Annotated in this window: 21 protein-coding genes and 1 pseudogene; 4 read left to right on the top strand and 18 right to left on the bottom strand. The window is 69.9% G+C overall.

What is annotated here, in order from left to right:
- Nucleotides 1–13 precede the first annotated feature (13 nt).
- Complete coding sequence (locus EOT10_RS26925) at nucleotides 14–1309, bottom strand: NucA/NucB deoxyribonuclease domain-containing protein (RefSeq protein WP_127830914.1); 1296 nt, start codon at nucleotides 1307–1309, stop codon at nucleotides 14–16.
- 726 nt (nucleotides 1310–2035) lie between these two features.
- Here EOT10_RS26925 and EOT10_RS26920 point away from each other — a divergent pair.
- Both EOT10_RS26920 and EOT10_RS26915 read left to right on the top strand, forming a co-directional pair.
- Complete coding sequence (locus tag EOT10_RS26920; RefSeq protein WP_127830913.1) at nucleotides 2036–3103, top strand: tyrosine-type recombinase/integrase; 1068 nt, start codon at nucleotides 2036–2038, stop codon at nucleotides 3101–3103.
- A 197-nt stretch (nucleotides 3104–3300) separates the two neighbouring features.
- A complete protein-coding gene (locus EOT10_RS26915) occupies nucleotides 3301–3789 on the top strand; it encodes a carboxymuconolactone decarboxylase family protein (protein WP_127830912.1) in 489 nt (162 codons plus the stop codon).
- 134 nt (nucleotides 3790–3923) lie between these two features.
- Here the strand turns inward: EOT10_RS26915 and EOT10_RS26910 are convergent, their stop codons facing one another.
- The 10 genes and pseudogenes from EOT10_RS26910 to EOT10_RS26865 form a co-directional block, all read right to left on the bottom strand.
- Complete coding sequence (locus tag EOT10_RS26910; protein ID WP_223281222.1) at nucleotides 3924–4820, bottom strand: LysR family transcriptional regulator; 897 nt, start codon at nucleotides 4818–4820, stop codon at nucleotides 3924–3926.
- A 122-nt stretch (nucleotides 4821–4942) separates the two neighbouring features.
- Nucleotides 4943–6622, bottom strand: coding sequence for an AMP-binding protein (locus EOT10_RS26905; RefSeq protein WP_127830910.1), 1680 nt, complete (start codon nucleotides 6620–6622; stop codon nucleotides 4943–4945).
- The gene (locus EOT10_RS26900; RefSeq protein WP_189492121.1) at nucleotides 6619–8451 is read right to left on the bottom strand and encodes an FAD/NAD(P)-binding protein; all 1833 of its coding nucleotides are present in this window, start codon (nucleotides 8449–8451) and stop codon (nucleotides 6619–6621) included. The genes EOT10_RS26905 and EOT10_RS26900 overlap by 4 nt, the downstream gene beginning before the upstream one ends.
- Nucleotides 8452–8453: 2 nt before the next feature.
- Nucleotides 8454–9674, bottom strand: a complete 1221-nt coding sequence (locus tag EOT10_RS26895) for a methylaspartate mutase (protein ID WP_317617364.1) — start codon at nucleotides 9672–9674, stop codon at nucleotides 8454–8456.
- 77 nt (nucleotides 9675–9751) lie between these two features.
- On the bottom strand, nucleotides 9752–10222 hold the full coding sequence (locus tag EOT10_RS26890) for a cobalamin B12-binding domain-containing protein (RefSeq protein ID WP_127830907.1): 471 nt from the start codon (nucleotides 10220–10222) through the stop codon (nucleotides 9752–9754).
- A gap of 106 nt (nucleotides 10223–10328) precedes the next feature.
- Complete coding sequence (locus EOT10_RS26885) at nucleotides 10329–10745, bottom strand: cupin domain-containing protein (protein ID WP_127830906.1); 417 nt, start codon at nucleotides 10743–10745, stop codon at nucleotides 10329–10331.
- Between the two features lie 35 nt (nucleotides 10746–10780).
- Nucleotides 10781–12271 (bottom strand): vanadium-dependent haloperoxidase, encoded by a 1491-nt coding sequence (locus EOT10_RS26880; RefSeq protein WP_127830905.1) that lies wholly within the window; start codon nucleotides 12269–12271, stop codon nucleotides 10781–10783.
- A 20-nt stretch (nucleotides 12272–12291) separates the two neighbouring features.
- The gene (locus tag EOT10_RS26875) at nucleotides 12292–12930 is read right to left on the bottom strand and encodes an HD domain-containing protein (RefSeq protein WP_127830904.1); all 639 of its coding nucleotides are present in this window, start codon (nucleotides 12928–12930) and stop codon (nucleotides 12292–12294) included.
- 59 nt (nucleotides 12931–12989) lie between these two features.
- On the bottom strand, nucleotides 12990–13601 hold the full coding sequence (locus tag EOT10_RS26870; protein WP_127830903.1) for an HPP family protein: 612 nt from the start codon (nucleotides 13599–13601) through the stop codon (nucleotides 12990–12992).
- Between the two features lie 524 nt (nucleotides 13602–14125).
- Nucleotides 14126–14286 (bottom strand): annotated as a pseudogene (locus EOT10_RS26865) (IS5/IS1182 family transposase); the annotation flags it as partial.
- 297 nt (nucleotides 14287–14583) lie between these two features.
- Between EOT10_RS26865 and EOT10_RS41405 the strand changes: the two are divergent.
- Nucleotides 14584–14775 (top strand): hypothetical protein, encoded by a 192-nt coding sequence (locus EOT10_RS41405; RefSeq protein ID WP_189492118.1) that lies wholly within the window; start codon nucleotides 14584–14586, stop codon nucleotides 14773–14775.
- 143 nt (nucleotides 14776–14918) lie between these two features.
- Here the strand turns inward: EOT10_RS41405 and EOT10_RS26855 are convergent, their stop codons facing one another.
- A complete protein-coding gene (locus tag EOT10_RS26855) occupies nucleotides 14919–15146 on the bottom strand; it encodes a hypothetical protein (RefSeq protein WP_127830901.1) in 228 nt (75 codons plus the stop codon).
- Between the two features lie 276 nt (nucleotides 15147–15422).
- On the opposite strand from EOT10_RS26855, the gene EOT10_RS26850 reads away from it, so the two are divergent.
- Complete coding sequence (locus tag EOT10_RS26850; protein WP_223281221.1) at nucleotides 15423–16373, top strand: esterase/lipase family protein; 951 nt, start codon at nucleotides 15423–15425, stop codon at nucleotides 16371–16373.
- Nucleotides 16374–16533: 160 nt separating this feature from the next.
- Here the strand turns inward: EOT10_RS26850 and EOT10_RS26845 are convergent, their stop codons facing one another.
- From EOT10_RS26845 to EOT10_RS26825, 6 genes are all read right to left on the bottom strand, one after another.
- The gene (locus EOT10_RS26845; protein WP_127830942.1) at nucleotides 16534–16836 is read right to left on the bottom strand and encodes a hypothetical protein; all 303 of its coding nucleotides are present in this window, start codon (nucleotides 16834–16836) and stop codon (nucleotides 16534–16536) included.
- A gap of 8 nt (nucleotides 16837–16844) precedes the next feature.
- Nucleotides 16845–17000: a hypothetical protein gene (locus tag EOT10_RS41400; protein WP_189492112.1), complete on the bottom strand. Its 156-nt coding sequence runs from the start codon at nucleotides 16998–17000 to the stop codon at nucleotides 16845–16847.
- Between the two features lie 339 nt (nucleotides 17001–17339).
- Nucleotides 17340–17714, bottom strand: coding sequence for a hypothetical protein (locus EOT10_RS26840; protein ID WP_127830900.1), 375 nt, complete (start codon nucleotides 17712–17714; stop codon nucleotides 17340–17342).
- A gap of 167 nt (nucleotides 17715–17881) precedes the next feature.
- Entirely contained in the window at nucleotides 17882–19510 is a 1629-nt protein-coding gene (locus tag EOT10_RS26835; protein WP_127830899.1) for a hypothetical protein, read from the bottom strand.
- Nucleotides 19511–19565: 55 nt separating this feature from the next.
- Nucleotides 19566–24218 carry a hypothetical protein gene (locus EOT10_RS26830; RefSeq protein ID WP_127830898.1) on the bottom strand — a complete coding sequence of 1551 codons (4653 nt, stop codon included), beginning with the start codon at nucleotides 24216–24218 and terminating at the stop codon, nucleotides 19566–19568.
- Nucleotides 24215–26911: a hypothetical protein gene (locus EOT10_RS26825; RefSeq protein ID WP_127830897.1), complete on the bottom strand. Its 2697-nt coding sequence runs from the start codon at nucleotides 26909–26911 to the stop codon at nucleotides 24215–24217. Before EOT10_RS26825 ends, EOT10_RS26830 begins: the two co-directional genes overlap by 4 nt.
- Nucleotides 26912–26919: the final 8 nt, after the last annotated feature.

The raw sequence follows: 26919 nt of genomic DNA, 5'->3' as shown, positions 1-26919 counted from the left end.
CAGGTTCTCTAATCTATCGGGCGATCGCCACGTAGAACCTATCGCGATGCAGGATGCGGTCTACCTTGTACCAGTTTCCGAGTGTGGCGCCCGCAGAACGGTTCTGCGAGGTAGAGAGGTACCTCACCGAGAAGTTGGGGCCGGCGGCCGGTCCTTCCCATGTGGACCCGAACGGATACTCGTCACAGTCCAGGTCGGTGGAAGGGTTCGGCTTGATCGGGGCGCAGGCCTTGTCCTTGGCGGAGACGTTCGCTGCGCGCTGGGCGCTGGCTTGCGCGTCCCAGTCCGGGTAGAGGCGCGAGAGGGGGTGACCCGACCCTTGGCCTCCCGGGATTATCTTTCCCGGAGTTGCGGGATCGGTGGTCTGCGGGAGCGTCTGGGCGGTTTCGATGTGATCGGCAACAGCACCGTGCGCAGTGGACGACAGGCTGTACGTCATTTCCGGGACGATGCGATCGAAGATGGCCCCACCTACGGTTCCTTCGAGATAGGACGCCGAGTCCTGACGTAGGCCATTCACGAAGATCTGGACGCTCGACTGGCTGCCGTTCGCTGTCGTGACGCGGGTGTTCGTGGCGAAGGAGCAGCGGGAGAGGAAGTCGCGACCGTACCCATCGGACTTCAGAGAGTCCACCACATGCACGGCGTACAGGTTCGTCGTCTCCCAGGTCTTGAGGTCCTTGGGATTGCCGGCGCTGGAAATGACGTTGCACGGCTTGTTAGTGCCGTCCGTCCCGTTGTATCCGCCAGTCGTGACGAACACTTCCAAGCCAGGGACATCGAACGTGGTCCCTTCGCGCTGGAAGCTCTCGAGGCTTGTCGTGAAGTAGTTGTTGCGCTCGTCGCCACCCGTCGAACCGACCGTGATCTGGTTCCATCCCACCCGGCCGACCTTGGTGCCACTTTGTATCACGTCGTAGTAGACGTAATACATGCTGCAGAACAGGAAGTGATTGACGACCTTGTCACCATACTGTCCGCCCAGCTGCTGCTTGCAGTCCTGGATCGGATCGTAGGCGGCCAGTTGCCCACCCGAACGCGGAAGGGTCTTTTCGACGTTGTCGGCCTCGACCGTGTAGGTCTTGCCCTCGCGCTGCGCCGTCGCGTCCCCGTGCTCTGTGAGCGCGGGAAGTTCCTTCGGGGCACTGCCCAGGGAACGCGCACGACCTATTTGCTCGTCCGTCAGCTTGGCACCGTTTTTCGGTCCCGGGTGGCGATTTTCAGCTACCTGCGGAGCCGTGGCGATTAATTCGCCACCAGCTCGCGCCACTGCAGACGGGGCTTGCAATGCCGAAAACACGATCAGCACCGCTGCAGCAACGGCGGTTCTTCGAAGCTTTAACACAGCTTTCCCTTCACTGAATCGATCCTTGCGCGTTGGGCAATGAAAATCACCCGGTGAATGCAGACTGCCATGTACACCCAAACATCAAGTCAGCAACAAGTAAAGCGGTTTCACATTACGGAAGAATCCAACACGCATAGGGGTAATTTCAGCCCTCATTGAGGATAAATCAGCGCGATCTCACGATATGCCCACCACGGATAGGCCAAATGAAGCCAGCTCGACCTGAAACGATCGGCACTTTATGGCCAATTACTCACCGGATATATTTATTGAATTTGCAAGCAGAGGCGCCCCTGACTGCGCCCTATGTACCACCGCCCCGGGGTGCAGTCATGTGCCCCGTCACCCAAGGCGGCGAGTCTCCGGCCTCGGTCTGTCGGCGTGAGCGAAGTTCGGCGCGGCGATGGCCGAGGCGAGCGCGCCACCGCCCACGAGGGCAGCGAGCTGCGCCAGTGGCCAGCACCCCTGCTTCAGGTCGTCGACTTCGGAGCACAATGCCCTGAGATGGCCACCGCAATCGCCACATCCCTGCGCCTGCGCCGCGATCACACCTTCGCTTAGGATCGCCCCTGACGAAGAATCGAACAGATCGAACAACTCCCCTCCCCCGCCTTCGCGTCGGGCAGCCAGCGCCTCTGATTCCCGATAAGGTCACATCTCACCAATGAGAATCGGGAGGGAAGTGACGTGAGAGAAGACGAGATCGTCGACGCCGAACTGGTCGACGACCGACCGCTGCCCGTCCCCGCCGCGCCGCACCGTCCCCCGCCACCCGCCGAGTTCGACGACGACCTGCGTGCCCGCCTCACCGCCCTGGACACCGCGTCCGACGAACACGCCGCCGAACAGCGCCCCGAGAACACCACCCGCTCCTACGCCTCGGACTGGAAGACGTGGACCGCGTTCTGCACCGGGCTCGCCATCCCGCCGACCGCCGCCACCCGCGGCACCCTGCGCGCGTTCGTCAAATGGCTGTGGGAGGAGGAGAAACGCGCGTACTCGACCGTCGACCGCAAGCTCGCCGGCGTGACCGTGACCCTGCGCCAGCAGTACAGCGTCATCGTCAACCCCGAAGCGACCCAAGCGGCAAGGGAGTTGCTGAAGGACTACAAGAAGAAGGCCGAGGCATCAGGAGAACCCACCCGAGGCCGGGGCAAGGCCCCCGCCATGCGCCTGGACGACCTGCGCCGCATCATCTCCCTGTGCGGCACGGACATCTTCGGGCTGCGGGACCATGCCATGCTGCTGCTCGGCTTCTCCATCGCGGCCCGCCGCTCCGAGCTCGCCGGTCTCCGGCTGCGCAACATCCGCGACGACGACAACGGGCTCCTGGTCCACGTCGCCGTGTCCAAGACCGCCCCGCGCACAGTGGCCGTCCCCTACGGCAGGAACACCGACACCTGTCCCGTACGCGCCTGGAAGGCGTGGCAGGACGCCGCGCAGATCCTCGAACCCGACCTGCACGCGTTCCGCCGCATCCATCACACCGGGTCCGTGCAGCCGCAGGGACTCTCCCCGCAGCGCGCCGGCGACCTCATCACCGCCGCGGGCCTGCGCGCCGGGTTCGAGGACCTGTTCACCGGTCACTCGGTGCGCTCCGGCCTGGCCACCGAGGCCCGCCGCGCCGGGAAGGACCGCAAAGCCATCGCCGCGATCACCGGGCACGCAGACGGCTCCAAGGTCCTGGACGGCTACATGCAGATCGTCGACCAGTGGGACGAGAAGGACAACGCCCTCATCGGGATCGGCCTTTGACCAACGACCAGCCCTGCGAACGCCCCGCCCCGTGACGAAGAAGGGCAGCATCTGCCGTCGGCAAACGCTGGGGAAGACAGCGTTGTTACCAGGTCCGAAGCACGCCCGAGAACTTTCCGGATTCCTGTCACATCTGCGTGCGACGTTCCGTCAGTGCTGTGAAGACGCCGACCAGGCCGATGCGAAGGAGAGCAGCCATGACGAACACCTCCATCTCCCGGATGCCCAACCCGGCCGAGTTCGTGCCCGAGCTGAACGACATCAGCGCCGCCCTCTTCCGGGCCACGGGCAACCACTCGGTGCCGCGCGCCACGATGAATCTCGTCCACCTGCGTGCCGGGCAGATCGTCGGCAACACCTACCTGACGATCCTGAACACGGGCTTCCTGCGCAAGGCCGGGGAGTCCGAGGAGCGCATCACGGCCGTCTCCTCCTGGATGGACGCCCCGTACTTCACCGACGCCGAGCGCGCCGCCCTCGCCTTGGTGGAGGCCACCCTCCAGCCCGCCCCGCACGGCGAGGAGCGCGTCTGTGACGAGCTGTACGCGGAGGTGGCGAAGCACTACGACGAGAAGGCGCTGGCCACCCTGACCATCGCGATCGGCCAGATCAACTTCTTCATCGCCCTGGCCGTCATCGGCAAGCCGCAGCCGGTCAGCTCCCTCGCGGACGAGCAGTGGGACTGACTGTCCGCCAGTCCCACGAGCACGGCGAACGCTGGCTCAGCTGATCGCCGAGCTCCCCGCCAACACGTCGGGAAAACTCTGGGCGGTCGACCCCGTACAACAACAGCAACAGGGACCAGCCCGGCAGGAAGATGCTAGGTCCACTGCTGGGCGCAGCGCAGCAGTTCGGTGTGCACCTGGGAGAGCCGGTAGTCCTGGAGCGCCCCGTTACGGACCGCCAGGTACAAGGTGTTGATCGGCGGCTCCTCGGGTTCCAGCAGCGTGACCAGTTCCCCGGTTGCCAGGGCTGTGGAGCACAGGCAGCGTGGCAGAACGGCGATTCCCGCGCCGGCCGCGACCGCAGCGAGGATGCCCCGCAGGTCGGGGATGACCGCGCCCACGTGGACATCGGGGTCGCTGTCGAAGACGTGCCGCCAGTATTGCCGTACCAGCGGCAGGGTTTCGGCGTAGGCGATCAGGGTGGTCTTCGCCAGCCGCTGCTCCGGATCATCCCCCAGCCCATCAGGGAAGACTTCCGCTGTCAGCTGTGGTGAGGCGACCAGGACCAGCTCCTCGTCACACAGCGGGGTTGCTTCGATGCCGCGCCTGCGGGGGCGGGTGGTGGAGATCACCACGTCCAGGAAGCCTTCGCCGAGGCGGGACAGCAGATCGTGGCTGATGCCGGTGAGGACCCGGACGTCGATGCCTGTGCTGACGAGGCTGGCCAGGGGTGGGATCACGCGGGTGCTGGCGAGTTCGGCGGTGGTGCCCAGGCGGAGCGGGCGGTCGGTGTCGGTCGGGGCGAAGTGCCGGTCGATCGCCGCGTTCAGCTCGCTCATGGATTCGCGGATGTCCTGCGCGAGGATCGTGCCGCGCGGTGTGGGCACTGTGCCCTTGGTGGAGCGTTCGAACAGTAGGTGACCGATCTCCACTTCCATGGTGCGGATCTGCTGGGTCACGGTGGGCTGGCTCACGCCGAGCTGACGTGCCGCCTTGGTGAACGATCCGGTGTGGTAGACGGCCATGAACGTTTGAAGCCAGGACAGTTGCATCGAGTAGCCGGCCCCCTGTCTCCGGCTGTTCGCACGACGCGCCGTTCGGCGTGGTCCGTGCCGTGTCCCTGGCGGGCAGGGCTCCCGGCGTTGCCGGGTCGGCCTGTCCGCCAGGGGGTGTCTCATGTCGCAGGTTCGAACTCGTGCCCCCCGGTGGCGGGTTGGTCGCGCAGCACGCTGCGCTGAACCTTCCCTGAAATGGTCGTCGGGAGGGCGTCTGTGAAGTGTATGGCCTTGATCATCTTCTCTGGAGGGAGAACGGTGGCCGCGTGCGCGAGAACACACCGCGCGGTCTCCTCGTCCGGCTCACAGCCGCCCGCGAGCACCACGAACGCCTTGGGGATGAACAGGCCCTCCTCGTGGGGGGCGGGGACCACGGCGGCCTGCGCGACCGCCGGGTGTCCGAGGAGTGCGGTCTCCAGTTCCAGCGGGGCGATGCGGTGATCGAACGACTTGAACATGTCGTCGTCGCGGCCCTGGTAGGAGAACGCCCCCGAGTCGGACTGGGTGACGAGATCGCCTGTGCGGTACAGGCCACCGGCGAACGCCTTGCCCGTCTGCTCGGGGTCGCCGAGGTATCCGGCCATCATCCCTGCCGGGCGGTCCGCCAGGTCGACGCACAGCACCCCCGGCGCCCCAGGCTTCGCGGGCCGGCCGGTGGTGTCGTCGATGACCCGCATCCGGTAGCCAGGCATCGGCCAGCCCATCATCCCCGGCTCCGGCACCCTGCCGGGCGGGTTGCCCACCTGGCAGGTCGTCTCGGTCTGCCCGTACCCGTCACGCACCCACACCCCCCACTCGGTGCGCACCGTGTCGATCAGCGACGCCTCCAACGGTTCACCCGCGGACGTCGCCTCCCGCAGCCCTGTGGGCCGTGGCCCCAACCCGGCGGCCAGCATTCCCCGCCACACCGTGGGCGGCGCGCAGAACGCCGTCACGCCTGAGGCACGCAGCGCGGTGAGAATCCACTCCGGGCGCGGGGTCGGGTCCCGGAACGCCAGCACGGTGGCTTCGGCGTTGAACGGGACGAAGAAGGAACTCCAGGCGTGCTTGGCCCATCCCGGTGCGGAGATGTTCAGGTGCAGGTCGCCGGGGCGCAGCCCGTTCCAGTACATGCCGGACAGGTGGCCGACGGGATAGCTGGTGTGGGTGTGCACCACCATCTTCGGCAGCGAGGTGGTACCGGAGGTGAAGTAGCAGAACAGCGGATCGTCCGCGCGAGTGCGCCCGTCGGGTTCGAAGCCGCGCCCCTGATCCTGGCGCGACGCCTCGTACGGGATCCACCCGCGGGGTGTGCGGCCTGTGCAGATCGGCGTCCACTTCTTCGGCGCCTGCCGGAATTTGGCCGTGAGGGACGGTTCGGTGATGACGTGCCGGACTTCCGCCCGGCGGATGCGGTCGGCCAGGTCGGGGGCCGGCGCCGACGGGTAGGTGGGGACGAGGACCGCGCCGAGTTTGATCCCGGCGAGGATCGTCTCCCACAGGGCGACGCCGTTGTGCAGGCAGATGAGGATACGGTCGCCACGCTGTACGCCCTGGCCGCGCAGCCAGGTGGCGACCTGGTCGGAGCGGACGGCCAGGTCCTGGAAGGAGATGCTTTCCTCGCCCTGCTCGGACAGGACCCGTACGGCGGGACGCGCGTTGTCCGAGGCGATGACGTCGAACCAGTCCAGCGCCCAGTTGAAGTGGGTGAGCTCGGGCCAGGTGAACAGGCGGTGCGCGTGGTCGAGTTCGGTACGGTTTTCCAGCAGGATGTCCCGCGCCGCCCGGAAAGCGGCCGTGGCTCTCGTGTCGTTGTTCACGCCGTCTTCTCCAGGATGTCGGCGTGGTCGAGCATCGCTTCGGCGATCGCGGCGGCGTCCTGTCTGAACAGGGTGTTCAGGCCGGGCTTACCGCTGCCTACCTGGGTGAACCAGCGGGTGTGCTCGGTGGGGATGCCCAGCGCGTACAGGTCGTCGTGGAAGGCGCCCTCGGCGTCGATGACGTGGAACGGGGAGCGAGTGATGTTCAGTCCGCCGGTGGGGTGGCTGTCGCCGAGCGGCCCGGTACGCCGGTACTCGGATATCACCCCGGACGCCAGCAGGGACCGCGTCAGCCGGGACGTGTCCCGCCGCAGGTCGGGGGTGGGGACACGGGCATCGATCAGCACGCGCGCCTGGCTCAGGGAGTCCGTCACGCGAGGAGAGGACACGGTGAACCGGCCGGACGTCTCACAGATGTCGAAGCGAGTGTCGGGGCCGGCGATCTCGACGGTGCCCTCCTCGATGAGCGCCACCAGCTGCTCGACCCGCTCGACCGGCGGACCGGCGGACAGCAGCGCGTTGCCGGGCAGGAATTCCCTCACGAACTCGTCGTGGTGGCTGGCGGGCAGCAGCCCGCCGTAGTCGACAGCCAGGCGGACGACGGCACGGGTGTCCCGCAGAACATCGAGCGCGGCCTTCAGCGGACCACGGGCGTTCCCCAGGTACGCCTGCTGAAGGTCGTCCCGCATCACCTCGAGCAGCCGCTCATGGAACGTGGCAGGTGAGGCAAACGCTTCACCGGTGAAGGGGCGTGCCAGGGCGTCGAGGTCCAGCGGCGGCAGCGGCTCCTGGCCGCCGCTGTCCCGGTGGGTTTCCTGGTAGACGAGGTCCAGTTCCTTCAGGATCAGCGGCAGCACGTGCCGGTTGAACGACAGCTGGCCGTGCCCATGGTCCCGCTGCTGTTCCTGCTGCGCCCCCAGGATCGTCTCCCTGGTCAGGAACACCGGAGCGTAGGTGTGGTCGGGTGCCTTCTGGTTCACACCGCGTGCGGGGATCGGCAGGGAGCTGCGTGACCCAGCGACGATCTTCGGCTCCTGCCCGGACGGCAGGTAGGTGAGAGTGCCGTCGGTGCCCCGCTTGAACTCGCCGCCCCGGCCGGTGGTGAGGGCCAGCATGACGTCATAGAACGACAGCCCGAGCCCCTTGACCGCGACCGTCGTACCGGCCGGGATCGTGTCGGTGCCCAGCGGCATGTCGGCAGCGGAGTCACCGTGAAGGTAGTGCACCCCGTCACGGGCGCCGGCGAAGTCGAGCATCCGCTGCTCGAACGGGTCTGGGGTGTTGACGGGGTGGCCGGTGGCGAGGAGGACCTGATCAGCGGCCACGAGGAACGGCATCTGGTCGAGCTCCACCAGCCAGCCGCCCACCGGCCGCCGCTCCAGGGCGATCACCCTGCGGTTCAGCGCGATCAGCTCCACGTGCGGGGGCAGGCTCTCCCTGATCGTCGCGAACACCGACTTCAGGTAGCGGCCGTACGTTTGGCGGCCTGCGTAGTCGTCCGGCCCCAGATCTGCCTCCCCCTCCGTGGCACACGCCCACTCATCCAGCGCGGGCCCTGCACCGGGGCGCCACGGGCCGCCGTCCGGGACACCGGAGTACATGGTGATCTGTCCGGCCACGGTGTTCATCGTGTACCAGTCGTCCTGGTCGGTACGCCACACCCGTCCGGCGCCGACCTCGGTGTCATCGATGGCGTAGATCCGCAACGGCTGGTCGGGGTCGCTGTGGGCGAGGCGGGCGGCCATGGCCTCCAGGACGGAGATGCCGCGCGGGCCGGTACCGATCACGCCGAGGGTGCACGGCAGGCAGCCGCCACGAGAGTTCGTCATCATCAAGCCTTCGAGGAGGAGGTGAGAGGGAAGCGCGCGCGGCTGTGGAGGACAGGTCCGTCGAAGCGGTGCTGTACGTGGGAAAGCATCGTGAGGAAGCCGTCGGCGGTCAGCCGGGAAGCGCCGGCCGGAGCGACGGCACGCACCGGCATCGCCCCGGCGGCCAGCCATTGCAGACGCCCGGTGGAGTCGACGTAGGCGCGGGTGTTCCCGGCGTTGTCGGCGTGCAGGCAGAACGGCACATCGAGCACCCCGCGGGCGAATGCCCCCAACAGCGCCCGGCCCATGTCGGTGTCGAGTTCGAGAACGGCTTCCACCAGGGCACGTGCTTCCTCGTACAGGCCGCTGTCGTCAGCCTGCGAGGCCTGGGCGGAGTCGGCAGTGCGCGCGGCCGCGGCGGCTTCCTCCAGGGCCTGGACGTTGTCGACGACGCTGGGGATACGGAACGCCTCGGCCGCCGTCTTCACGATCATCCGCTCGGTGCCCGTCACCTGCGCCAGCACGGCACTGGAGCGAAGCAGCGCCATCGCCCCGGCTTCGGTCTGCGGGAAGACGCCCATGTACGTGTACAGCACGACGTGCCACGCCACTCCGGTCAGGTACTCGCCGGCCAGGCGTCGCAGAGCAGCGAGCGCTTCACGGTCCTGCGGGAAGCTGGTCTGCTGCGCGTAGGACAGGGAGACGCTGGTCAGCCCGTGCTGTTTGAAGAAGATCCCTTCCAGGACGCTGATGGCGACGAGCAGGCTGGGCGGGCACATCTGCCCGAGCATGCAGCCCCCGAACGACTCCAGGTGCGCGCCCGGAACTTTCTCCGCCAGGAGTTCGCAGGAGCGGGCCCAGGCGTCGACGGCTTCGTTGAGGGGGGTGCGGCTGTAGGGCAGGCAGTAGGAGACGGGGCCGCCTTCGGTGGCGTCCAGTCCGGCATCGGCGAGGGCCTGCACGATCCCGAGCGGCAGGGGCGAGCCGTGCCGTACCTGGATCGCGAAACCCGGGTCGTCGAGTGCGCCGAGCATGCGGCGGGTGACTTCCGCGCCGTGCGCGACGATCGGGAACCCGTTGAGGTCGCTGCCGTCGGCGAGGGCTCTGCGGGCGGAGGCGTGATCGCCTACGCGGGTGTAGCTGTCCAGGGTGATGGTGCCCACCGTTGCCGCGCGGGCGGCGCGCACGGCGGCCAGCCCGGCTTGCATGTCGGCCACCAGCGGCATGCCCATGCGAGGCTGCACCACCAACTGTCCACGTGCGGCAGCAGCCGCCACAGCGGTCCCGAAACGCCCCTGCCGGGGCGCGGGTACGGAGGCGGTCACGCGGTGGCCTCCAGCTCCGCCGCATGCGGGGCCAACTCCAGGTAACTGCGGAACGGTTCGATGCCGGCGGAGTCCTCAAACACCGCATCGAACCCGGCGTCCATCAGGTGCCGGCCGAACACGGAGGAGCCACGGGTGCCGAGCTTCCCTCCGATCACGACAGGCATCCGGGCGAGATCCGGCTCGGCGCGCAGACGGCCGATCATCCGCTTGCCGTCGAGAAAGCCGTGACCGTTGACGCTGGAGATCACCACCACGTCCGGGCGGTGGCGGCGGCACTCGGCTATGAGGAGCTCATCGGGTACGCAGGCACCGATGTTGATGACCTGGTTGCCCATCTCTTCCAGCATCAGCTGAAGGAAGACCAGGTTCCAGGTGTGCGAGTCGGATGAGGTGCTGGAGACCAGCACCCGCTGTTTGCCGGTGTGGGCCGGGCGGCTACCCTGCGCGGGTGAGGGCAGAGCCATGATGTCACTCCCAAGGTGCGTGATCGGTTGTGCCTGTACCAAGGGGTGCGCCCCAGGTTGTCCAGGACCTGGGGCGCACCGTGTTTCCGCGACCGTGCGGGGGATGTCAGGCTGCGGCGTTCACCTCACGGATCGGCTTGGTCGGGGTGCGGGCCTCGGCCGGCTTCGTGCGGATCGCGAGGACCGTGCACCCGGACGACGACGACATGCGGTGCTCGGTGCCGGGGCCTTCGACCGCCAGGTCGCCCTTGAAGTAGGAGACGCCGTCGGAGTGGTCGAGCTGTCCGTCGAGGACCAGCATCAGTTCGTATCCGGTGTGCTCGTGGAAGTCGCCGTGCGCGGTCGGCGGGAACCGCAGCAGCAGGCCGACGGAGTCCTCGCCGTTCTCCGCGTCCGGTGCCCACAGCACGTGGTGCTCCACGCCGATCCGGCCCGGCTCGTCCCACGACGACCATTCGATGTCGGTCAGTTCGAAGCCGCTGCGGAACACGTTCTTGATGTACTGGATGGTGTCGGTGGCCATCGCCTTGTCACGCTCCTTCAAAAGGGGATGAGGGTTCAGCGGCCGTTGTGGTGGGTGCCGTTGAAGTAGGTCTGCGCCTCACGCCACACGTCGCGGGCCAGCTTGCGGCCCTGCTCGTCGGCCACGGTGTGGTCGAACTCCCAGTGCACGCCGCCGTACAGGCGGGAGTAACCGACCTGCTTGGCGGCGGCGCTGAAGGTGTTCCACTTCAGCGGGATGTCCCGGCTGGGCATGTTCGTCTCGATCTTCGAGCTGCCCGCCTTGATCAGGCCGGTGCCCCCGTAGGCGTCGGAGCCGGTGAACTGCTTGAGTATCTCGGCCCCGGCTGCGGTGAACCCGGTGTGCCCGGACCCGTACGCTGCAAACGCCGGCGTCTTCAGGTAGGGCTGCCAGGTGGCGCCGTCGATCGTCCGTGTGCCCTTGTTCGGTCCGGCGTACCCGCGGATCTGCTGGCCCGCGTAGGTGTAGCGGATCATCGTGACGGGCCGGCCGTAGTCGTAGGAGACCTTCGTCTGCCAGTCCGCGCGGGCCTCGTCACCTTCGGCGATGTTCAGCGCGAAGAACAGCTTCACGTCGTCGTCGAGGGTGTGGTGGTCGCGCCGGGAGACGAACGCTGCCCACTCCTGCGGGATGGACGAGGACGTGGTGGCCCCGTACTGCCAGTATTCGGCGAGCGCCTTCTGCTTCTCCGTCAGGTTGGCGTTGCGTTCCATCTGCTTCGCGATGGCTTCCTGTGATTCCTTGCTGCCGTACTTGGGCGGCGGCGGTGGCAGGTAGCTGTCGGTGTCCTTGATGAGGAACGGCGTCATGGAGGCGAACTGCGGGGTGAGGAAGTTGTGGACGCTCCCGTCCGGCATCCTCTGCGGCGCCCACCGGCTGGGGTCGACCAGCTTCGTCTTGTCGAAGTTGTTGATGTCCTGTGGCGGGTTCACCGGCGCGTAGTAGCCGTCCGGTACCGCATAGGGGGTGGGGCCCAGCTGGTTGGAACCATCTGTGTGGCGGACCTTGGTGATCGCCGCCACGGCCTGGACCGCCGCATCCACCGGGGAGCCCGGGGTGGGGCCGGCGGCTTCGGACGGGTCGTAGCCGAGCGCGGTCAGTTTCGCGTCGAACGCCGGCTTCTGCCGGGGGAACAGGTCGGTGAGGGCGAGCGCCGCTGCGAAGCTGATGGCCTTGCGCTTGTTGTCGTAGGTCCGCTCATCGGCGGGGCGGCGCAGCCCTGCACCGAGCTGCGTGCCGACAGCCTTGTTGTCGTAGGGGGCCCACGCGTCGTAGATCGCCTCGTGGACAACGGCGAGGGTGCGGCCACCGACCGGCGGCGGCGTGGGGTGCGGGGATCCCTCGTGGTTGACGGAGAGCGCGGTGGATATCTCCTTGTTCCACTGGAGGACCACGTTCTCCGTGTCGGCCTGGAGCTGCCGGTGGTGCGGGACGGAGCCGGAGGCCTGCGAGGGCAGCGTGACCGCCGTCAGGGCGACCGCGACAGCTGCGGTCAGCAGCGCCCGGCGGGAAGAGAGGGTGCTCATGATCGTTGGTGTCCTTGCTTCTATTCGGCCCAGGCGGAGTTCTTGATGACGTCCACGAAGTTCGGGCGGACGTAACCGTCGGTGTAGGCGGCGAGGACATCGGCCTTGACGTTGCCGAAGGTGGTGGCCGGCCGGCGTGTGATGCCGTCGTTGAACGCCTGGAGGATGTTGTTCTTGAAGTCCGGGCGGGGGTGCGCGGCGACCACCGCGGCACGGGTCTCGTCGGTGACGTCGTGGTAGCCGATGCCGAGGACATCGAGTTCCACTCCGGCGGTGACGAGGGCGATCTCCGGCGCCATGTGGGCGGGGATCTCCGGGGTGGTGTGCAGGGCGATCGCCTCCCACGCGATCCGCGCCTTGTCGCCGTCGACGCCGTGGGCGAGGAGGAACGTGCGGGCCTCGTCGGCACCGTCGATCTCGAAGCGCTGGGCGTTGTCGCGGTAGGCCTCGGTCAGGCCCAGGTCGTGGAAGAGCGCGGAGACGTACAGCAGTTCGGCGTCGAAGGTGAGGCCGCGGTTGGCGCCTTGGAGCGCACCCCACACGAACACGCGGCGGGAGTGGTGGAAGATCAGGTCGTCGGTGGCCTCGCGGATCAGCTCCGTCGCCTCGTTCGCGATCTTGCTGTCGGGGATCTTGATACCGGCGATCTCAGTAGCCATGACGGTGTCCTTTTCGAAGGGGTGAGAAATGGGGTGGGGGTGAAATGCGGTGCGGGGATTTACCACCAGTAGGCGGGGTATCGGGAACCGGCCGGGGTGCGCCCGGCGATGATGCCGAACAGAACCAGGACCACCGTGGCCAGAACCAGAAGCGGAAGGAAAACTGCTGCTTCCGGATTGGTCGCCACCACGATCACGGCGGTGGCGGCGGCCGGCGAATGCGGGGTGCGGGCCATCTGCATCACACCCAGAGCCAGGCCACCGGCCACGGCCGCACCCCACACCGAGCCGCCGGCGATCCACAGCACGACGAACCCGGTGAGAGCGGACAGGAACTGACCACCGATCACACTGCGCGGCTGGGACAGCGGCAGCCCGGGGGCGCCGTACACCAAGGCGGCGCTCGCCGCGAGCGGCGGGATCAGCACCACCCGGTCCATGCCCTCGCCTATCCCGGCCAGGGCCACGAGTCCGGCAACGGACACAAGGGTGGCGGTGACGATCACGCCCCAGGCGGGGCGCGGCGGTGCCTTGCTCGCCAGGGCTTTGGCCGGGGTCTTCGGCCGGGCCACGGTTTCTTGCTGTGTAGATGTCTCGGGCGTGGTGATGGCGTCTCCATTGGTATCTGCGGATACGGAGGAGAACACCCACCAGAAAGCGGCAGAGAACATTCCGGTATGGGCTACGGGAATGTAACGCCGGCGTGTGTGCGGGTGAAGACCTGCTGGGGTAAGTCCTCCGTTTTGCAGCGCCTTTCGGCAGTGATCCAAAACTACGTGATGGCTAATGAGCCTTCAAATAAATGTCTGCACGGGGGGGCATAGGCATGCATGTTCACAAAGGTTCTCTATGACCCCTGCAGATTTGCCTATGACCGCCCGGTAATAACGGCTGACCTGCACCGGAGCCGACTACGCCCACCGCTCTTTGCAGCGCGATCACACCGTCACGCGTCCACATACCGAACACTCACCCGCGCGTCACCTCCTTCAACCAGCAGGTAGGTGGAGCATTTTGGGGGCAGTCAGGTGTAGTGACACGGAGCCGAGTCGTGCGCCGGATGGCGTGACACCTGACGTGGTGTAGTTGGAACCGGAGTTGAGGGCCGGGCCCTTCAGGATCGTGACGGCGCCGTGGTCGGCGTGGCCGGTCGTGTCGCCCTCGCCGGGCCGGCTGGTCACGATTTCCGCCTGGCCGGGTATCCGCCGTCGGCGATGGCCGTCGTCGACCCGGCGGCGGCCTTCGCGCCGGGCTCCTCCCACGGCCTGCAGTCGTTACGGTTCCCGGTAGGAGCCTGCCGACCACAACGACGAGCCGAGTGTCGGCATCGATGACGACCTGGTGGTTGGTGGAATAGCTCGCTTTGACGGTCTGAGTTGGCTCCACTTTCCGGTTTGAGTTGGCCCCGCTGGTGGGGGCGTACGGGAGCATTCGGGGGTTGTTCCGGTCTGCTCTGGCCCCACCGGGCGGCGGGTGGTGGGCCACCGCGTGGGGGCGATGCCGGATGGAGTTGTCGAAGGAAGAGCTGTTCCTGCGGATCCGTCGTGACTCCTGGCAGGAGGGGTTGTCGATGCGGGCTTTGGCCCGCAAGTTCGGCGTTCACCGTCGGCTGGTACGGGAGGCACTCGCGTCGCCGGTGCCCAGCTCGACCGCGTGGCGCAGACTGCGGCGTCGCATGGCTATTCCGCGGCCGACATCAATCAGATCTACAACCAGCTGTTCGTCGAATCGCATCAGCTCGACGCGGGAATGCTGCGATTCGACGCTAATCCGCATATCGCCAGGGCCTGGGAACGCCTTCAGAACGGAAATCCGCATCCCAGCGATTTGATCACCCGACGGTGATCGCTCCACCGGCCCCACGAGTACCACCGCGAGGTAACAGCGACTCCAGCCGATCCCATTCCGCGTTTGTCAGATCACCACGACCCATACCGCCAGCCTGACCCCAACTCCCCACTCATGTCGGGAGATCCGCGAAACAGTGCCTAGACCTCTTCGAACTGGTGGGAGGTCAGCTCCTCCGGGGCGTGGTCTTCCCACTCCGAGACGGGCAGTTCAGCGGTGATCCCGAACCTGCTGTCGTACTCATCGAGTGGGCCTGCGTCTTGAGCCCGCTGCCACTTGTCGAGGGCGGCTGCTGTGATCGGGGTCAGTACTGGCCCCTGGAGCTCGATCTGCCAGGTCACCCAGCCTTCGGCGTCGAGACCGGACACTCGTCACGGTGAGGGTGCCTGTTACAGCCGCTTGGCGTCACCCGCGCTCTCGAGGTGAATTCCGCGCATATTGCTGGGGGCAAGGGGTCGCAGGTGTCGTAATTCGCAGGAGCGTGGCGATGTGGGCCTCGGACAAGGCGTGTCGGGGTGCCGTGCGAAGAGTCCGATTCGGCCATCTCGCTCGAACCGGTGTCGAACCGATCACCCCTATTGGATACTTCCTCTATCCAATCGACGGAGATGCTTCTCTAAGGGGGACTCGTGAGGCGAGCCGTCTTGCACATACCCAGATACGTCAGCGCCGTCTGTGCCGCCGCGGCGACGGTCTTGGCCACCTCCACCACCGCGGCAGCGGAGACCGGCCCCGAGCAGGACAATTTCCTTCCCGCCATGGTCCATTCCATCCTCCACCTCGACATCGATCCGCCGGGTGCCAACGACTGGAACTGCCGTCCCAGCGCCGCCCACCCGCGTCCGGTCGTCCTGGTCCACGGCACCTACGAGAACCGCTACAACAACTGGGCCCGGATGTCCCCCGAGTTGAAGGCCCAGGGCTACTGCGTCTACGCCCTCGACTACGGCGACACCGACGACGCCGCAGTGGCTCTCGCTCCCACCGTCAAGGGCTACGGAGACATCAAGGAGTCCTCCAAGGAGCTGGCCGCCTTCGTGGACAAGGTGCTCGCTGTCAGCGGCTCCGACCAGGTCGACCTGGTCGGCCACTCCCAGGGCGGGACCCTGGCCCGCTGGTATCTCAAGGCCGACGGCGGCGCGAACCCGGCCGCCCCCTCGAAGAACAAGGTCAAGAAGGTCATCCAGCTCGGCGCGACCAACCATGGCACCACCATGAGTGGCATCTCGACTCTCGCCGACAAGCTCGGGATTCTGGAACCCGGGCAGGTGTCCGTGGGAAAGGCAGGCGTCCAGCAGTACGAGAAGTCCGACTTCATCAAGGAGCTCAACGCCGACGGCGACACCGTTCCCGGGGTTGACTACACCGTGATCGCCACAAAGTACGACGAGATCACCACCCCCTGGCAGAGCACGTTCATGACGGCGGGCCCCGGAGCAACGGTGCAGAACATCACCTTGCAGGAGGGCTGCCCGGTCGACCTCTCCGCCCATCTGAGCATGTCGTACAGCCCGCGCGCGATCGGACTGGTCAAACGGGCCCTGGATCCCTCAGCCCCGGCAGCTCCCTGTGTGCTGAGGGCGCCGGCCTTCTGATTCCGGCCCCAATGTCCCTTAGCGAAACCTTCTCCCACGACCGCGTCGCCCTGCCCTCCATGCTCGGCGCCAGCGAGGACCAGTACGTGCATGTCCACTCGCTGGCGCCCCCGCCACTGACCGGACAGCGCAATACAGCGGGTGGACCCCGACGATGCGATCACTCGGGCCGAGCCGCGATCTGCCGACGGGCCGTGTCCCAGACCTCCTCGAATTGGTCGGAGGTCAGCTCCTCGGGGTCGTGGCCCTCCCACTCCGAGATGGGCAGTTCAGCTGTGATCCCGAAGCTGTTGTCGTACTCATCGAGGCAGCCTGCGTCGTAGGCCCGCTGCCACTCGGCGAGGGAGGCAGCCGCGATCGGGGTCAGCTCAGGCCCTTCGAGTTCAACCTGCCGGATCAACCGGCCTTCAGCATCGACTTCGAAGTAGAACCAGATGTCTTCTTCGCCCCAATGGCATCGCATCCACATCGTCACCGGCCCATGATGACCGTGCCCTGGTCCGGCTGGCCGCGGGCGCCGCCGCCGGACGCGGTCTTGAGGATCTGCGCCACCTGGCCGCGGTTGATGGGCCTTCCGTTCTCAATTAACCGAGCTGCAGGCGCACGCCCCAGGCCGAAATCAGCCACGCTGGGGCAGCACCTGGAAAGCGACCGCAGTCCAACGCTGCTCGATACAACTTCGCCTGGCGTTGCACGACACCCTGACCGAACACCCTACCGGGCCGCCCAGCCGTCACGGCGGGTGACCAACGCGACTGCAGGCTCGCGAACTTCGACCCGTCTTTGTGGCGGTGTTCGACGGGATCCGTGTGGAGCGGAAGGCGTCGCTGCCCTGGACGGCGAGTGTCACGACGGGCAGCACCAAGAACGCCTCGGCCAGCCAGTTGAACGCCGGCCGCCGGTAGCACTCGGGTTTCCGACTCCCCGGCCCCACCGCCCATGACCGAAGCAAGCATCACTACGCGCCTACGCCTGCGAGAGGATTTCCGCCCGCAGACGTTGGTACTCGGCACAGGCAGACGGCTCGTCATCGAAGTAGTCGTCCCAGAAACCTGGGCGTTGCCATTCCTTCGGTGCCAGCGTCAGCTGGCCGTCTCCCAACTCTGCGACCCAGCAGCCGGGCAGCCGGCTATCGACGACAGTGAACATCGCCGCATCCCACAAGCCAGGAGTGTCCCGCCCTGCCGTAACGTCGGGTCGCTCAGGGATCCGCAGCAGCACGCCGCGCACGGTCGTGATGACTTCGAGAACGGGGTACTCCACGCCGATCCGGATCCCCGGGTGATCACTGACCACCTCACGGCTCGTCGGGCTGATGATCTGAACACAGCGGACGATCATTCGGGCAGCCTACGCTCGCTCAAGCAGCACCCGCCGCGTCGCCTTGCACAGCACAGAGACACACCCCGCGGGCGGGGGCAGGCCCGTGCCCTCGGTGGCCCTCCGGCCGGGGCGCCGTCCCCGGATACACGGCTGGGCAGCCGTCATCAGGCCCACGGCTTGCCGGGTCACGGGGTCGGGGTCGGTGTGGGTGCCGGGGCGCGGCCGTCGGCCAGGACGTCGAAGCGCATGGTGGTGCCGGGCGGGTTGAGGGAGGGGGTGCGGCGGCGGGAGCGCCAGAGGAGGGGGCGGCCGAGGACGTCGCGGGCGAAGTGGTAGCGGCGTTCCAGGACGACACCGATGGACGGCAGGGTGGCCGGCGCGATCTCGTGGACGACCTCGGTCGCGCCCCCGCGCACCCGCAGCAGTTCCGCGGTCGGCGCGGGCAGCAACTCGGGTTGGGTACGGGAGAGATCAGCCATCCTGCGCTGGACGAAGCGGCGCCGCGGGACCCCGTCGGCCCCCGGCAGGTCGTCGATCTCGTACGGGTGCCAGTACGCGGTCTGGCCGCGGCCGGACACGTAGGTGAACCACTGGCGGTCGCCGGGTTCGCCGCTCCGGTCGGGCAGCGCGAACGTCGGGTTGGCGGCTTCCTCTGCCGGAGTGCGTTCGGGGCTGGCGAGAGTGTGCCCGGCGACTTGCTGCTCGACGGCCCATAGGACGTCGCTGTACTCGTCGAGGCCGAGCAGGACGTGCTCGATGACCGGTCCTTCCGAGGGCGTCAGGGTGCGCAGCCAGACCACCAGGGAGTGGTCGTCGAGGCCGGTGCTGCGGAACAACGACCAGTCGGCGGGCGGCGCCAGCGGGTAGGTGCGCCCGAACCCGTCGGTGACGGTGGGCTGGTGGACGGTGAGCAGGTGCCCGGCCTGGGCGGGGACGGGGAGGACGAACCAGTCGTCGCTGTGCGAGGCGATCAGGTCGATCAGCAGGGTGGTGGCGAAGTGGCTGGTGTCGGGCGGGTATCCGCCGATGTCGACGGCCGCGTCCTCGATCTCCCACCAGCGGGGCAGCGGCGCGCCCGGGTACTGGAGCTGAGTCGGGTAGCAGGTGATCGCTCGGGACACCGTGTCGGCTGCGGCGCCGCCCGCGGGTGGGGAGGTCTCGGCGTCGGCGGCGAACCAGTCGACCCGGCCGCCCCGGTGGCGGTGCAGCCGCAACTGCCGGCCGTCGGCGGGGTCGCCGACCGGGAATCCGGCTTCGTAGACCAGCTCGTCGCTCTGCCAGTGGTCCGCGGGCCGGGCGGCGGGGATGCCGAGCCCGGCGAAGTCGGCATCGGTGAGGCCGAGTTGGGTGCGGTCGCGCCAGAGGGCGTAGCCGTCGAAGCCGCCCGCAAGGCGGCCGTACGGCGGGGGAAGCCGGCGGCCGTAGTCGCCGTACGGGGGCGGCGGCCCGGCCAGCCGGTACTCGGGGCCGGTGTCGGCGAGGGTTGCCGCGGCCCGTGCGGCGACGGCCGCGCCCACGCGGATGCGGCGGCCGACCGTCCACCACTCGTCGGGTTCGGCCTCCACGATGGCCTCGGCCGGGACCGTTGTCGGGTCGCGGTCGGGGCTGCCGGGTTCGGGACGGATCGGCGTGTGGACGACGGTCAGGTCCACGGCGACCGGGGTGCTGGCGTTCTCCCCCTGGTGTTCGCCGAGTTGCCACTGCCGGGCGAGGAACCAGAGCGGGTCGTGCAGCGTGGCGGCGAAGCCGGCCGCGAAGGTCCGTGCGCGCGGGTCCGGTTCCAGGCGCCGGTAGGCGTCGAAGCGCTGGGCCATGGGCCGTTCCTCTCGGTCGGCGGAGCGGGGGCGGGAAGGGAGCGGGGCGCGGGGGCTAGTCGGGGAACGCGATGCCGGTGCCGAGCGGGACGGCGGTGCTGCCGGTGGCCGTGAGGGTGATCGTGGGGGCGACGGCCAGGTGGGCGCCGAGCGCGTCGGGTTCGACGGCCCGCGCGTGCGCCGACTCCCGTGTCTCCGCCAGCACTTCGACGAGTTCTTCCGTGTCCAGGGCGGCGCCGTACCCGCTGCCGAGGTCGGCAGGGACGGCCAGCAGGATCGCCTGCGGAGCGCGGGCGGCGGGGCCGTTGAAGCCGAAGGCGGCGGTGGTGACCTGGTCCGGGTCGGGCGCGGTGTCGCTCCAGGCGTCGATCAGCGCGGCGGCGACCCGCCGGCCGGTCTGCCAGCCGGGTGCCGCGGCGGTGTAAGCGGCGACGAAGCGCGGCATGGGCTCGCGTGACCGTCCCGGCTGCCGGCGAAGGTCCCGGAGGGCGGCCAGCGCAGCGGTCTGCCAGGGGTCGGCCGGCGCGCTGCTCCAGGCGGTGAATCCGGGGAAGCCGGACCATCCGTGGGACTCCGGGGATCCGGGAGATGCGGCCTCGGGACCGCCGGCGGCGGTCGCGGCGGCCAGTTGGAGGGCTTCGACGGTGGCCAGCCGCGGGTGCACCGAGGCGACGACGGTGAGCCACTCGGTGTCCAGGTCCGGCTCGGGAGCCGCGGTGTGCAGGCCCGCGATCCGTGCGAGGACGGCCGCGTCGATCCCGGTGAGGACGGCCAACCGCCCGCCGGGCGCGGCCAGTTCGGCGATGGCCTGGCCCAGCGGCTGGGTCGTGTCAGGCGGCGGGGCGGCCGCGAGGCGGGCGCGCATTGCCTCCTCGGCCCGCTGGGCCAGGCCGGCGGCCTGCGGCTCGGGGGCGGCGGCGCCCGGTGGGCTGGTCAGCAGCCGGAGCAGGGCCCGCGGATCGTCGTCGTCGGCGACCGGGGTGACGCCCCAGCGCAGTGCGCGGAACAGGGCCTGGCGCAGCAGGACGGGGTCGGCGGCCGTCCTGGCCGCGGCGAGCTCGTCGCTCATCCGCTGCGCGCCGGCGCGCAATGTGGCGTAGCGGGTGCGGAGTTCGGCGAGGATCTGCCCGTCCAGGGTGCGGACCTCGTCGGCCTGCGCCGGGGTGAGCGCGGTGGGTGCCACGTCGCGGAGGAACAGCGGCGTGCCGCCGAGGGCCTGCACGACGTCGCGGGCCAGCTCGTGGCGCTGGGTGCCGGTGCCGGTCAGCGCTGTGCCGGGGGCCGCGCCGAGGGCGGCGCGGGCCAGGTCCGACAGCAGGTCGGCGGAGAGCGACAGGGTGTCCGCGGGTTCCAGGCCGAGGCGGTCGAGGGTGACGGCGCTGCCGTCGGGCGCCTGCCAGGACCAGTCCGCGGCCGCGCCGGCCAGCGCGGGCAGAACGTCGGCCACCGAGGCGTCGGCGAGGCGGGCCGGCGGGACGGCCGGGTCGCCCGAGTCGGGACCGGTCGGGGCTGGCACGTAGGGGATCACGCTGACGGCGGCCGTGGTGAGCGCCTCGCCTGCCAGCGGGGTTTCGGTGAAGGCGAGCGTGGGCGGCCTGGCCAGTCCGGCGGCGGAGTCCATGGCGGCGCCGGCCCGGTCGGCCTGACCGCTGACGACCTGGTGGACGGCCTCGGCGACGAGTAGGTCCCCGTAGGCGTCCAGCACCGGCTGCAGTTCTCCGAGCCGGTCCCGCTGGGCGGGCGTCACGATGACCGGCGGCCCAGACGCGAGCAGGCCGGCCAGCGCGTCAGGCCCGTGGCAGACCCGGCCCCGGTCGTAGCGTCCGGTCGTCATCGGGTAGGTGCGCCGCAGGGTGTCGATGCGGCTACCGGCCTCCTGGGCCACCGTTCCCTGCACGGTGCGGACGCCGATGATCTGCTCGACGCGGCGGCCGAGGGCCTCGAAGACGTGGCTGCCGAGCCGCACTTCCTCGGCCAACTCCTCCGCGAGGCGGACGCGCTGGGACTCGAGCCGCATCGACCACCGGTCGGAGGCGCCCGAGGTCTCGGCGCTCTCGGTGACGTACTTGTCCCGCAGGATCGCGGCGGTCAGTGCCTGCGGATGCGACGGCGCGTGCAGCAGCCCGCCCTCGGTGGGGCCGGGCTGTCCGAGCAGCGGGCCGTCGAGCCAGCCGTATACGCCGAGGCGGAAGCGGCTCTCGGGCTGCTCGCGCAGGAACTCCAGGCGCCGGGCGGCGATGCCGGTCAGCCAGGGGTCGAGCCGGTGGGTGGCGGTGTCCAGGGTTGCCCGCAGGGCCCGTTCGATGTCGTTGAGGATGCCCGCTCTGGGCGGTGTGCCGGTGCCGGACGCCGCCTCGGCGATCGTCTTCCAGAGGTGGTTGACCCCTTCGAGGACCGATGCGCGGACGCGCCCGGCCGGGTGGTCGTGCGAGGAGTTGGGATCGTACTGGCTGCTCAGGGCCTGCAGCACGGTCGGCTGGGTGTCGTCGCCGATCAGGGGCTCGAGGATCGGTTCCGCCAGCCCCGCGTTGAACTGCGCGACGCCGGCCGCGCTGAGCGTGGCCGAGTGCAGCGCCAGGCGGACCAGCAGGCTGTCGGGCAGCACCCCGCGCCACTCCTCGTAGAGCTGGCCGGGCCGGTGGCCGTACCGCTCCACGTCGGTGAGCAGCCTGACCAGTCCGGCCTGTGGGGTCATCACCGGAACGGGGTTGCCGTCGGCGTCGGTGGTCACACTGCCGTCGGGGTTCTCGTAGAACCAGTACGGCCACCTGGTGGGGACGACCAGCGGGGTGGCGAGGGGCTCGACGTCACCGAAGGTGACGAGTTGCCGGATGCCGGGCGGGTCGTCGGGGCCGCGTCCCAGCAGGTCGTACAGCGGGGCGAAGGTCTCGTGCACCCACGCGTCGAAGAGCTGCTGGTCCAGCAGCTGCATGCTGCCGTACACCGCCGCCCACAACTCGACGGCCAGGAACGGGCGGTGGGCGTAGCCGGCGGATACCCCGTCGTGGGCGACGAGGTCGAGCAGGCGCTTGGTGCTCGCGCCGACCGAGGTGCCGGCGTCGCGTGCGGTCGCCGCCCACAGCGCGCGCATCGGCAGCAGGGCCGAGCGCAGCCGCCCGTCCTGCGCGGCGTCCGGGCCCTCGTCGGGCGCGGTCGCCCACTGCTCCAGCGCGGCGGTCGGCAGCAGTCCGTACGGCTGCGCGGCGATCCGCAGGGGCGGCAGCGGGCCCTCGGGGCGCAGGTGGCGGGTGGCCCACTCGGCGAGCACGTCCCCGTCCTCGGCGCAGCCCCACAGGTCGCGCAGCGTGTGCCCCCACAGGGCGGGCCACAGGGCCCGGACCAGGGTCTGGTCGAGTTCCTTGGGCCCGACGGCCCTGGGCAGGGGCGGCAGGTCGGCGCCGTCGCCGGCGAGGGACCGGGTGAGGTCGTCCTCCTCGGGGAGCGGGCTGCCCAGGGCGTGCAGCCTGGCCTGTGCGATCGGCAGCCATGTTCCGGGGTCGTCGCCGAGCGGGGCGGCCTGCCGACCGTCCACGGCGTTGGTGGGTGCGCCGAGCGCCAGGGTGGCGACCTCTCCGGCGTCGATCTGGGCCCGGAAGAGTTGCTCGGGGCTCTCGTCGCCGATCCCGACGAGGTAAAGGGTGCGCAGGTCGTCCGGGGAGCGGCCGGCGGGGAACGGGATCTCGACGCCGAGGCCGGCGTTCTTGGCGGCGGTCCAGTCGGCCCACCAGCGGGTGCGTTCGTCCTGGCCGCCCGCGCTGCCGTGGCCGGTGGCCCGGTCGGCGCCGATCACGTCGAAGACCAGTGCGTCCAGGTCGGGTTGGGTGGACGTCGCCGGCTCGGGGGCGTCGCCGCCGAAGGCCCACCACACGTCGAGGCGGGCGGGCAGTTGGCCGACGCGGTTGGCGGCCGGCGGCGTGTCGCAGACGCGGCTGGTGTCGATGGTGACGGTGCCGCCGGCGGCGGTGGGCGGGCAGGCGGTGGTGAGCCAGGCTGCCCGCGCGGCGCCGACGTGCGAGCAGAGCGCCGCGAACGCCTGGCGCCCGGCCGGCTTGTCGAGCCAGTCGTCGAAGCCGAGGGCCCGTTCGGCCGGGGTGAGGGCGGCGGCGGTCTCCTGCCACATCGCGGCGAGCCGGGACGCTTCCGCCGGCTTGGGGACGGGGTCGTCGCGCAGGATCGACGCCTCGTCCGGCACGATCCGCAGCCACAGCGTCCGGTCGTCCTCCGGCGGGATCATCGTCTCAAGGCGTACGGGGAGCAGCACTGCGACATCGCGTTCCAGGTAGGGGCGTTGGATCGCGGGGACGGCGAGCCACAGGCCGTGCACGACGCCGGCGAGCTCGTCGAACGCGTCGCTGCCCGCCGCGGCCCGCAGCGTGGCGACGTCCTCGAGCCCGATCCTGCCGCCCGCTGCCGCCCGCTGCCGTGCGGTGGTGACCAGTGCGGTGGCCGCCTGTGGGGTGATCAGGGGTGCGCGGCCGAGGGCGGTCAGCGCCGCGTCGCCCGTGAGCAGGTCGAGGAGCTGGGAGCCGTCGACGAGGTCGGGGCGCGCGAGGTGCGCAAGCAGCGCGAGGCAGCAGGCGCGATCGGTGAGGTCGCGTGCGGCGGCCTGCGCCAGTCGCTCCGCCTCCGCGAGGGCCTGCTGCGCGGCGGGTCCGTTCGTCTGGATGGCCTGGTTCAGCAGCGCCTTGCGGCGCTCCGCGATCGTCATGGCCGCAGCCCCAGCTCCTGGAGGTAGGGACCCGAGATGGCCACCCGGGTCTTCTGGTCGATGGTGGCGATGGCGTACTGGGCGGCGCTGGCAGCGGTGCCGCCGAGCGGCGTGCCGGTCTGTCCGTCGCGGGCCCGGAAGCGCAGTTCGGAGGGTGGTTCATCCAGCACCAGCCAGAACTGGGCGAGTTCGGCGGGGTCGACGTCGAACGCGAAGAAGACGACGTCGCGGCTGACGGCGCCCTGGAAGGTGGGGCCGATGAACACCCGGGCGTCGCGGCCGCCCGCGGGGAGGGCGAAGTCCGGGGTGGTGGAGAGCGTCGCGTCGTCGGCCGCGTCGGTGGCCTGGGCGCGGACCAGGTAGACCTGGGTCGCGGGATAGCGCCAGAACAGGTCGGATCGGAAGACGATGACGAGGTCCTCCTTGCCTGTGGTGTCGCCCGGCTGGCGCACCTGGTGCTGCACGTCGCCGAGTGCGGTGGCGGCGTCCCATGCGGCGACGGGCCGGATCTCGGCGACGCGCCGGCCCTGCGCGAAGTCGACGTGGCCCCAGAACATCAGCAGCGGCGTACCGGTGCGGTCCACGGGGACGTTGCGCCAGTGGAGTTCGCCCAGGAGTTGCTGGTTGAGGCCGGTGAGGTAGGCGTCGACGAAGCGAGGGTTGGTGCGCAGCGCGACGATGCTGTCGCGGGGCAGCCGTTCGAGGCCGGGCAGCAGCCACTGCTTGGCCTGGTCGCGCAGCAGGGTCCAGGTGGGGAAGTCCAGTCCGAGCGGCACCTCGGGCGGCCGCAGGTCGCCGATGGGGAGCCCGCCGATCCGGGATCCGACGCGGCGTCGCGCCGGTGCGTCGGCGCCGTGGGGGTCCACGGCCTGCGTCACCACGGCCGCCACCTCGTCGATGCCGACCGGCAGGCACGGGTCGGGCGGCGGCGCCGCCAGCATGCCGCCGACGGCCCCGCGCAGCCTGCCGATGTCCACCGGGTGATCGCCTACGGGCGGCGGGTCGGCGTTCGGCTCCCAGCCGGTGGCGAACAGGCAGGCGCGGGTGGCGGCGACCAGGAGTTCGCGGGTCGCCGTCTCGCCCATGTGGTCCTGGAGCAGCAGGACGTGCAGCCCGCAGCGGCCGTGCTCGGCCTCGATGGCGGCGGTCAGCTCCGCGAGGTCGGTGAAGAAGTCCTCGTCGATGGTGCGGCCGGTCAGGTCCTCGACGGCGCGTTCGGTGCCCCAGCCGAGCGGGCGCAGGTCGAGCACGGACGGGGCCTCGACGGGACCTTGGCCGAGTGCCTGGCCGAGCGTGTCGGCGTGCGGGAGCCCGCGCGGGAGCCGGGGCGGCCGCGGCGGGCAGCGGTTGGCGGCGGCGAGCAGCTCGTCGCGGCCGACCACACCGGAGGCGCTGTGCCGGACGGCGGCACGGCCCCGGTGCAGGGCGCGGCGGGCCGCGGACGAGAAGAGGGCGGGGTCGAGGGGGCTGTCCGGGCCGGTGACGGCGCCCATGGCGGTGCCGCCGGCGGTCCGCATCCGGCGCATCAGCGGGGCGAGCAGGTGCACTTGGCGGGCGGGTTCGGCCGGCAGCCGGCGGGTCCACAGCGACTGCGCGGCCAGCAGCCCGCAGGCCAGGCCCTCGATCAGGTGCGCGGCCGCGCGGACGCCGCCGAGCTGTGCCGTCGCCGCGTCCAGCAGTTCCTGCTGGCCCTCGATGCCCATCCAGGTGCCGAGGCCGGCCGTGCCGCGCAGGCGCGGGTCCGCGTTGAGTTCGCCGCCCCAGCCGGTGGCCTGGGGGTCGGCGGTCCAGGGCAGGCCGTAGCGGGGCGGCTGGACCACCTGGCGGTGCAGCGGGTCGGTGGCCGCGAGTGCCTGCACCGCCGCTTCGTAGGCGATCAGGTCGGCGCGGGCGGCCGCCTCGGCGGGACCGTCGGGGGCGCCGCCGAGTCCGGTGATGGCGCCGGGTACCTCCAGGTCCTCGGCGAGCGCGCCCCGGCGGTAGGCGAGCGGCGCCCGGCCGAGACCGGGCACGGCGGCGGGGGTGAGGGCGAAGGCGAGCGTCTCGAAGTCCCCGGCCGGGCCGGTCCAGAACCGCCAGGTGCGGAAGGCGGGGAGGCCGGCAGGGACCTGGCCCGCGGCGGGGTCCCAGGCGAAGCCGCCGCTCTCGTCGAAGGCGGGCACCAGGGCGGCCACGTAGGCGGTGTCCGGGAGGAGTTCACGCGGGGAGATGAGCCGGGACAGGGGCTCGGGGCGCTTGCCGTCGTCGTGCACGTGCGCCCACCGGTAGGCGTCGCCGGGCGGGTAGGCGTCGAAGACGCCGGGGCTGTCGATGCGCAGCAGCGGCCCGTCGATGCGTACCTCGTCGGTGGTGCCGACGAGCAGGGCCAGCCAGGGCGCGAGCCGGTCCCCGGCGGCCAGTTCGGGCGTGTAGCGCCAGGGCAGGTCCGGTTCCGCGAAGTCGACGTGCACCAGCTTGGTGGCCTCGACCTCGTGCGCCAGGTCGCCCGGCACCGTGCGCAGCACGGCTTCCCGCACCAGGCCGGCCACGTCCTGCGGGGCCATCAGGTGGAAGTCGACGCCACCGGTGGCGGTCTCGCCGGTGATGTCGTCGGCCAGCGTCAGCGGAAGGTGGCCCACGAGGCGTCCGTCGGTCAGCGCCGGGCTCGCTACCATGGCGAACATCGACGAGCGCTGCCAGCTCAGGAACCGCACGGCCGCAG

This window comes from Streptomyces antnestii (assembly GCF_004005495.1).
GTDB classification, from domain to species: domain Bacteria; phylum Actinomycetota; class Actinomycetes; order Streptomycetales; family Streptomycetaceae; genus Streptomyces; species Streptomyces antnestii.
Note: the sequence above shows the minus strand (reverse complement) of the source record. Positions and strands in the feature narration are given on the sequence as shown.

Coding starts and splice junctions, on each gene's coding strand:
- EOT10_RS26915 (WP_127830912.1), top strand. CDS start 3,301: ATGACGAACACCTCCATCTCCCGGATGCCCAACCCGGCCGAGTTCGTG.
- EOT10_RS26910 (WP_223281222.1), bottom strand. CDS start 4,820: ATGCAACTGTCCTGGCTTCAAACGTTCATGGCCGTCTACCACACCGGA.
- EOT10_RS26900 (WP_189492121.1), bottom strand. CDS start 8,451: ATGACGAACTCTCGTGGCGGCTGCCTGCCGTGCACCCTCGGCGTGATC.
- EOT10_RS26890 (WP_127830907.1), bottom strand. CDS start 10,222: ATGGCTCTGCCCTCACCCGCGCAGGGTAGCCGCCCGGCCCACACCGGC.
- EOT10_RS26885 (WP_127830906.1), bottom strand. CDS start 10,745: ATGGCCACCGACACCATCCAGTACATCAAGAACGTGTTCCGCAGCGGC.
- EOT10_RS26880 (WP_127830905.1), bottom strand. CDS start 12,271: ATGAGCACCCTCTCTTCCCGCCGGGCGCTGCTGACCGCAGCTGTCGCG.
- EOT10_RS26875 (WP_127830904.1), bottom strand. CDS start 12,930: ATGGCTACTGAGATCGCCGGTATCAAGATCCCCGACAGCAAGATCGCG.
- EOT10_RS26870 (WP_127830903.1), bottom strand. CDS start 13,601: ATGTTCTCTGCCGCTTTCTGGTGGGTGTTCTCCTCCGTATCCGCAGAT.
- EOT10_RS26845 (WP_127830942.1), bottom strand. CDS start 16,836: ATGCGATGCCATTGGGGCGAAGAAGACATCTGGTTCTACTTCGAAGTC.
- EOT10_RS26840 (WP_127830900.1), bottom strand. CDS start 17,714: ATGATCGTCCGCTGTGTTCAGATCATCAGCCCGACGAGCCGTGAGGTG.
- EOT10_RS26835 (WP_127830899.1), bottom strand. CDS start 19,510: ATGGCCCAGCGCTTCGACGCCTACCGGCGCCTGGAACCGGACCCGCGC.
- EOT10_RS26830 (WP_127830898.1), bottom strand. CDS start 24,218: ATGACGATCGCGGAGCGCCGCAAGGCGCTGCTGAACCAGGCCATCCAG.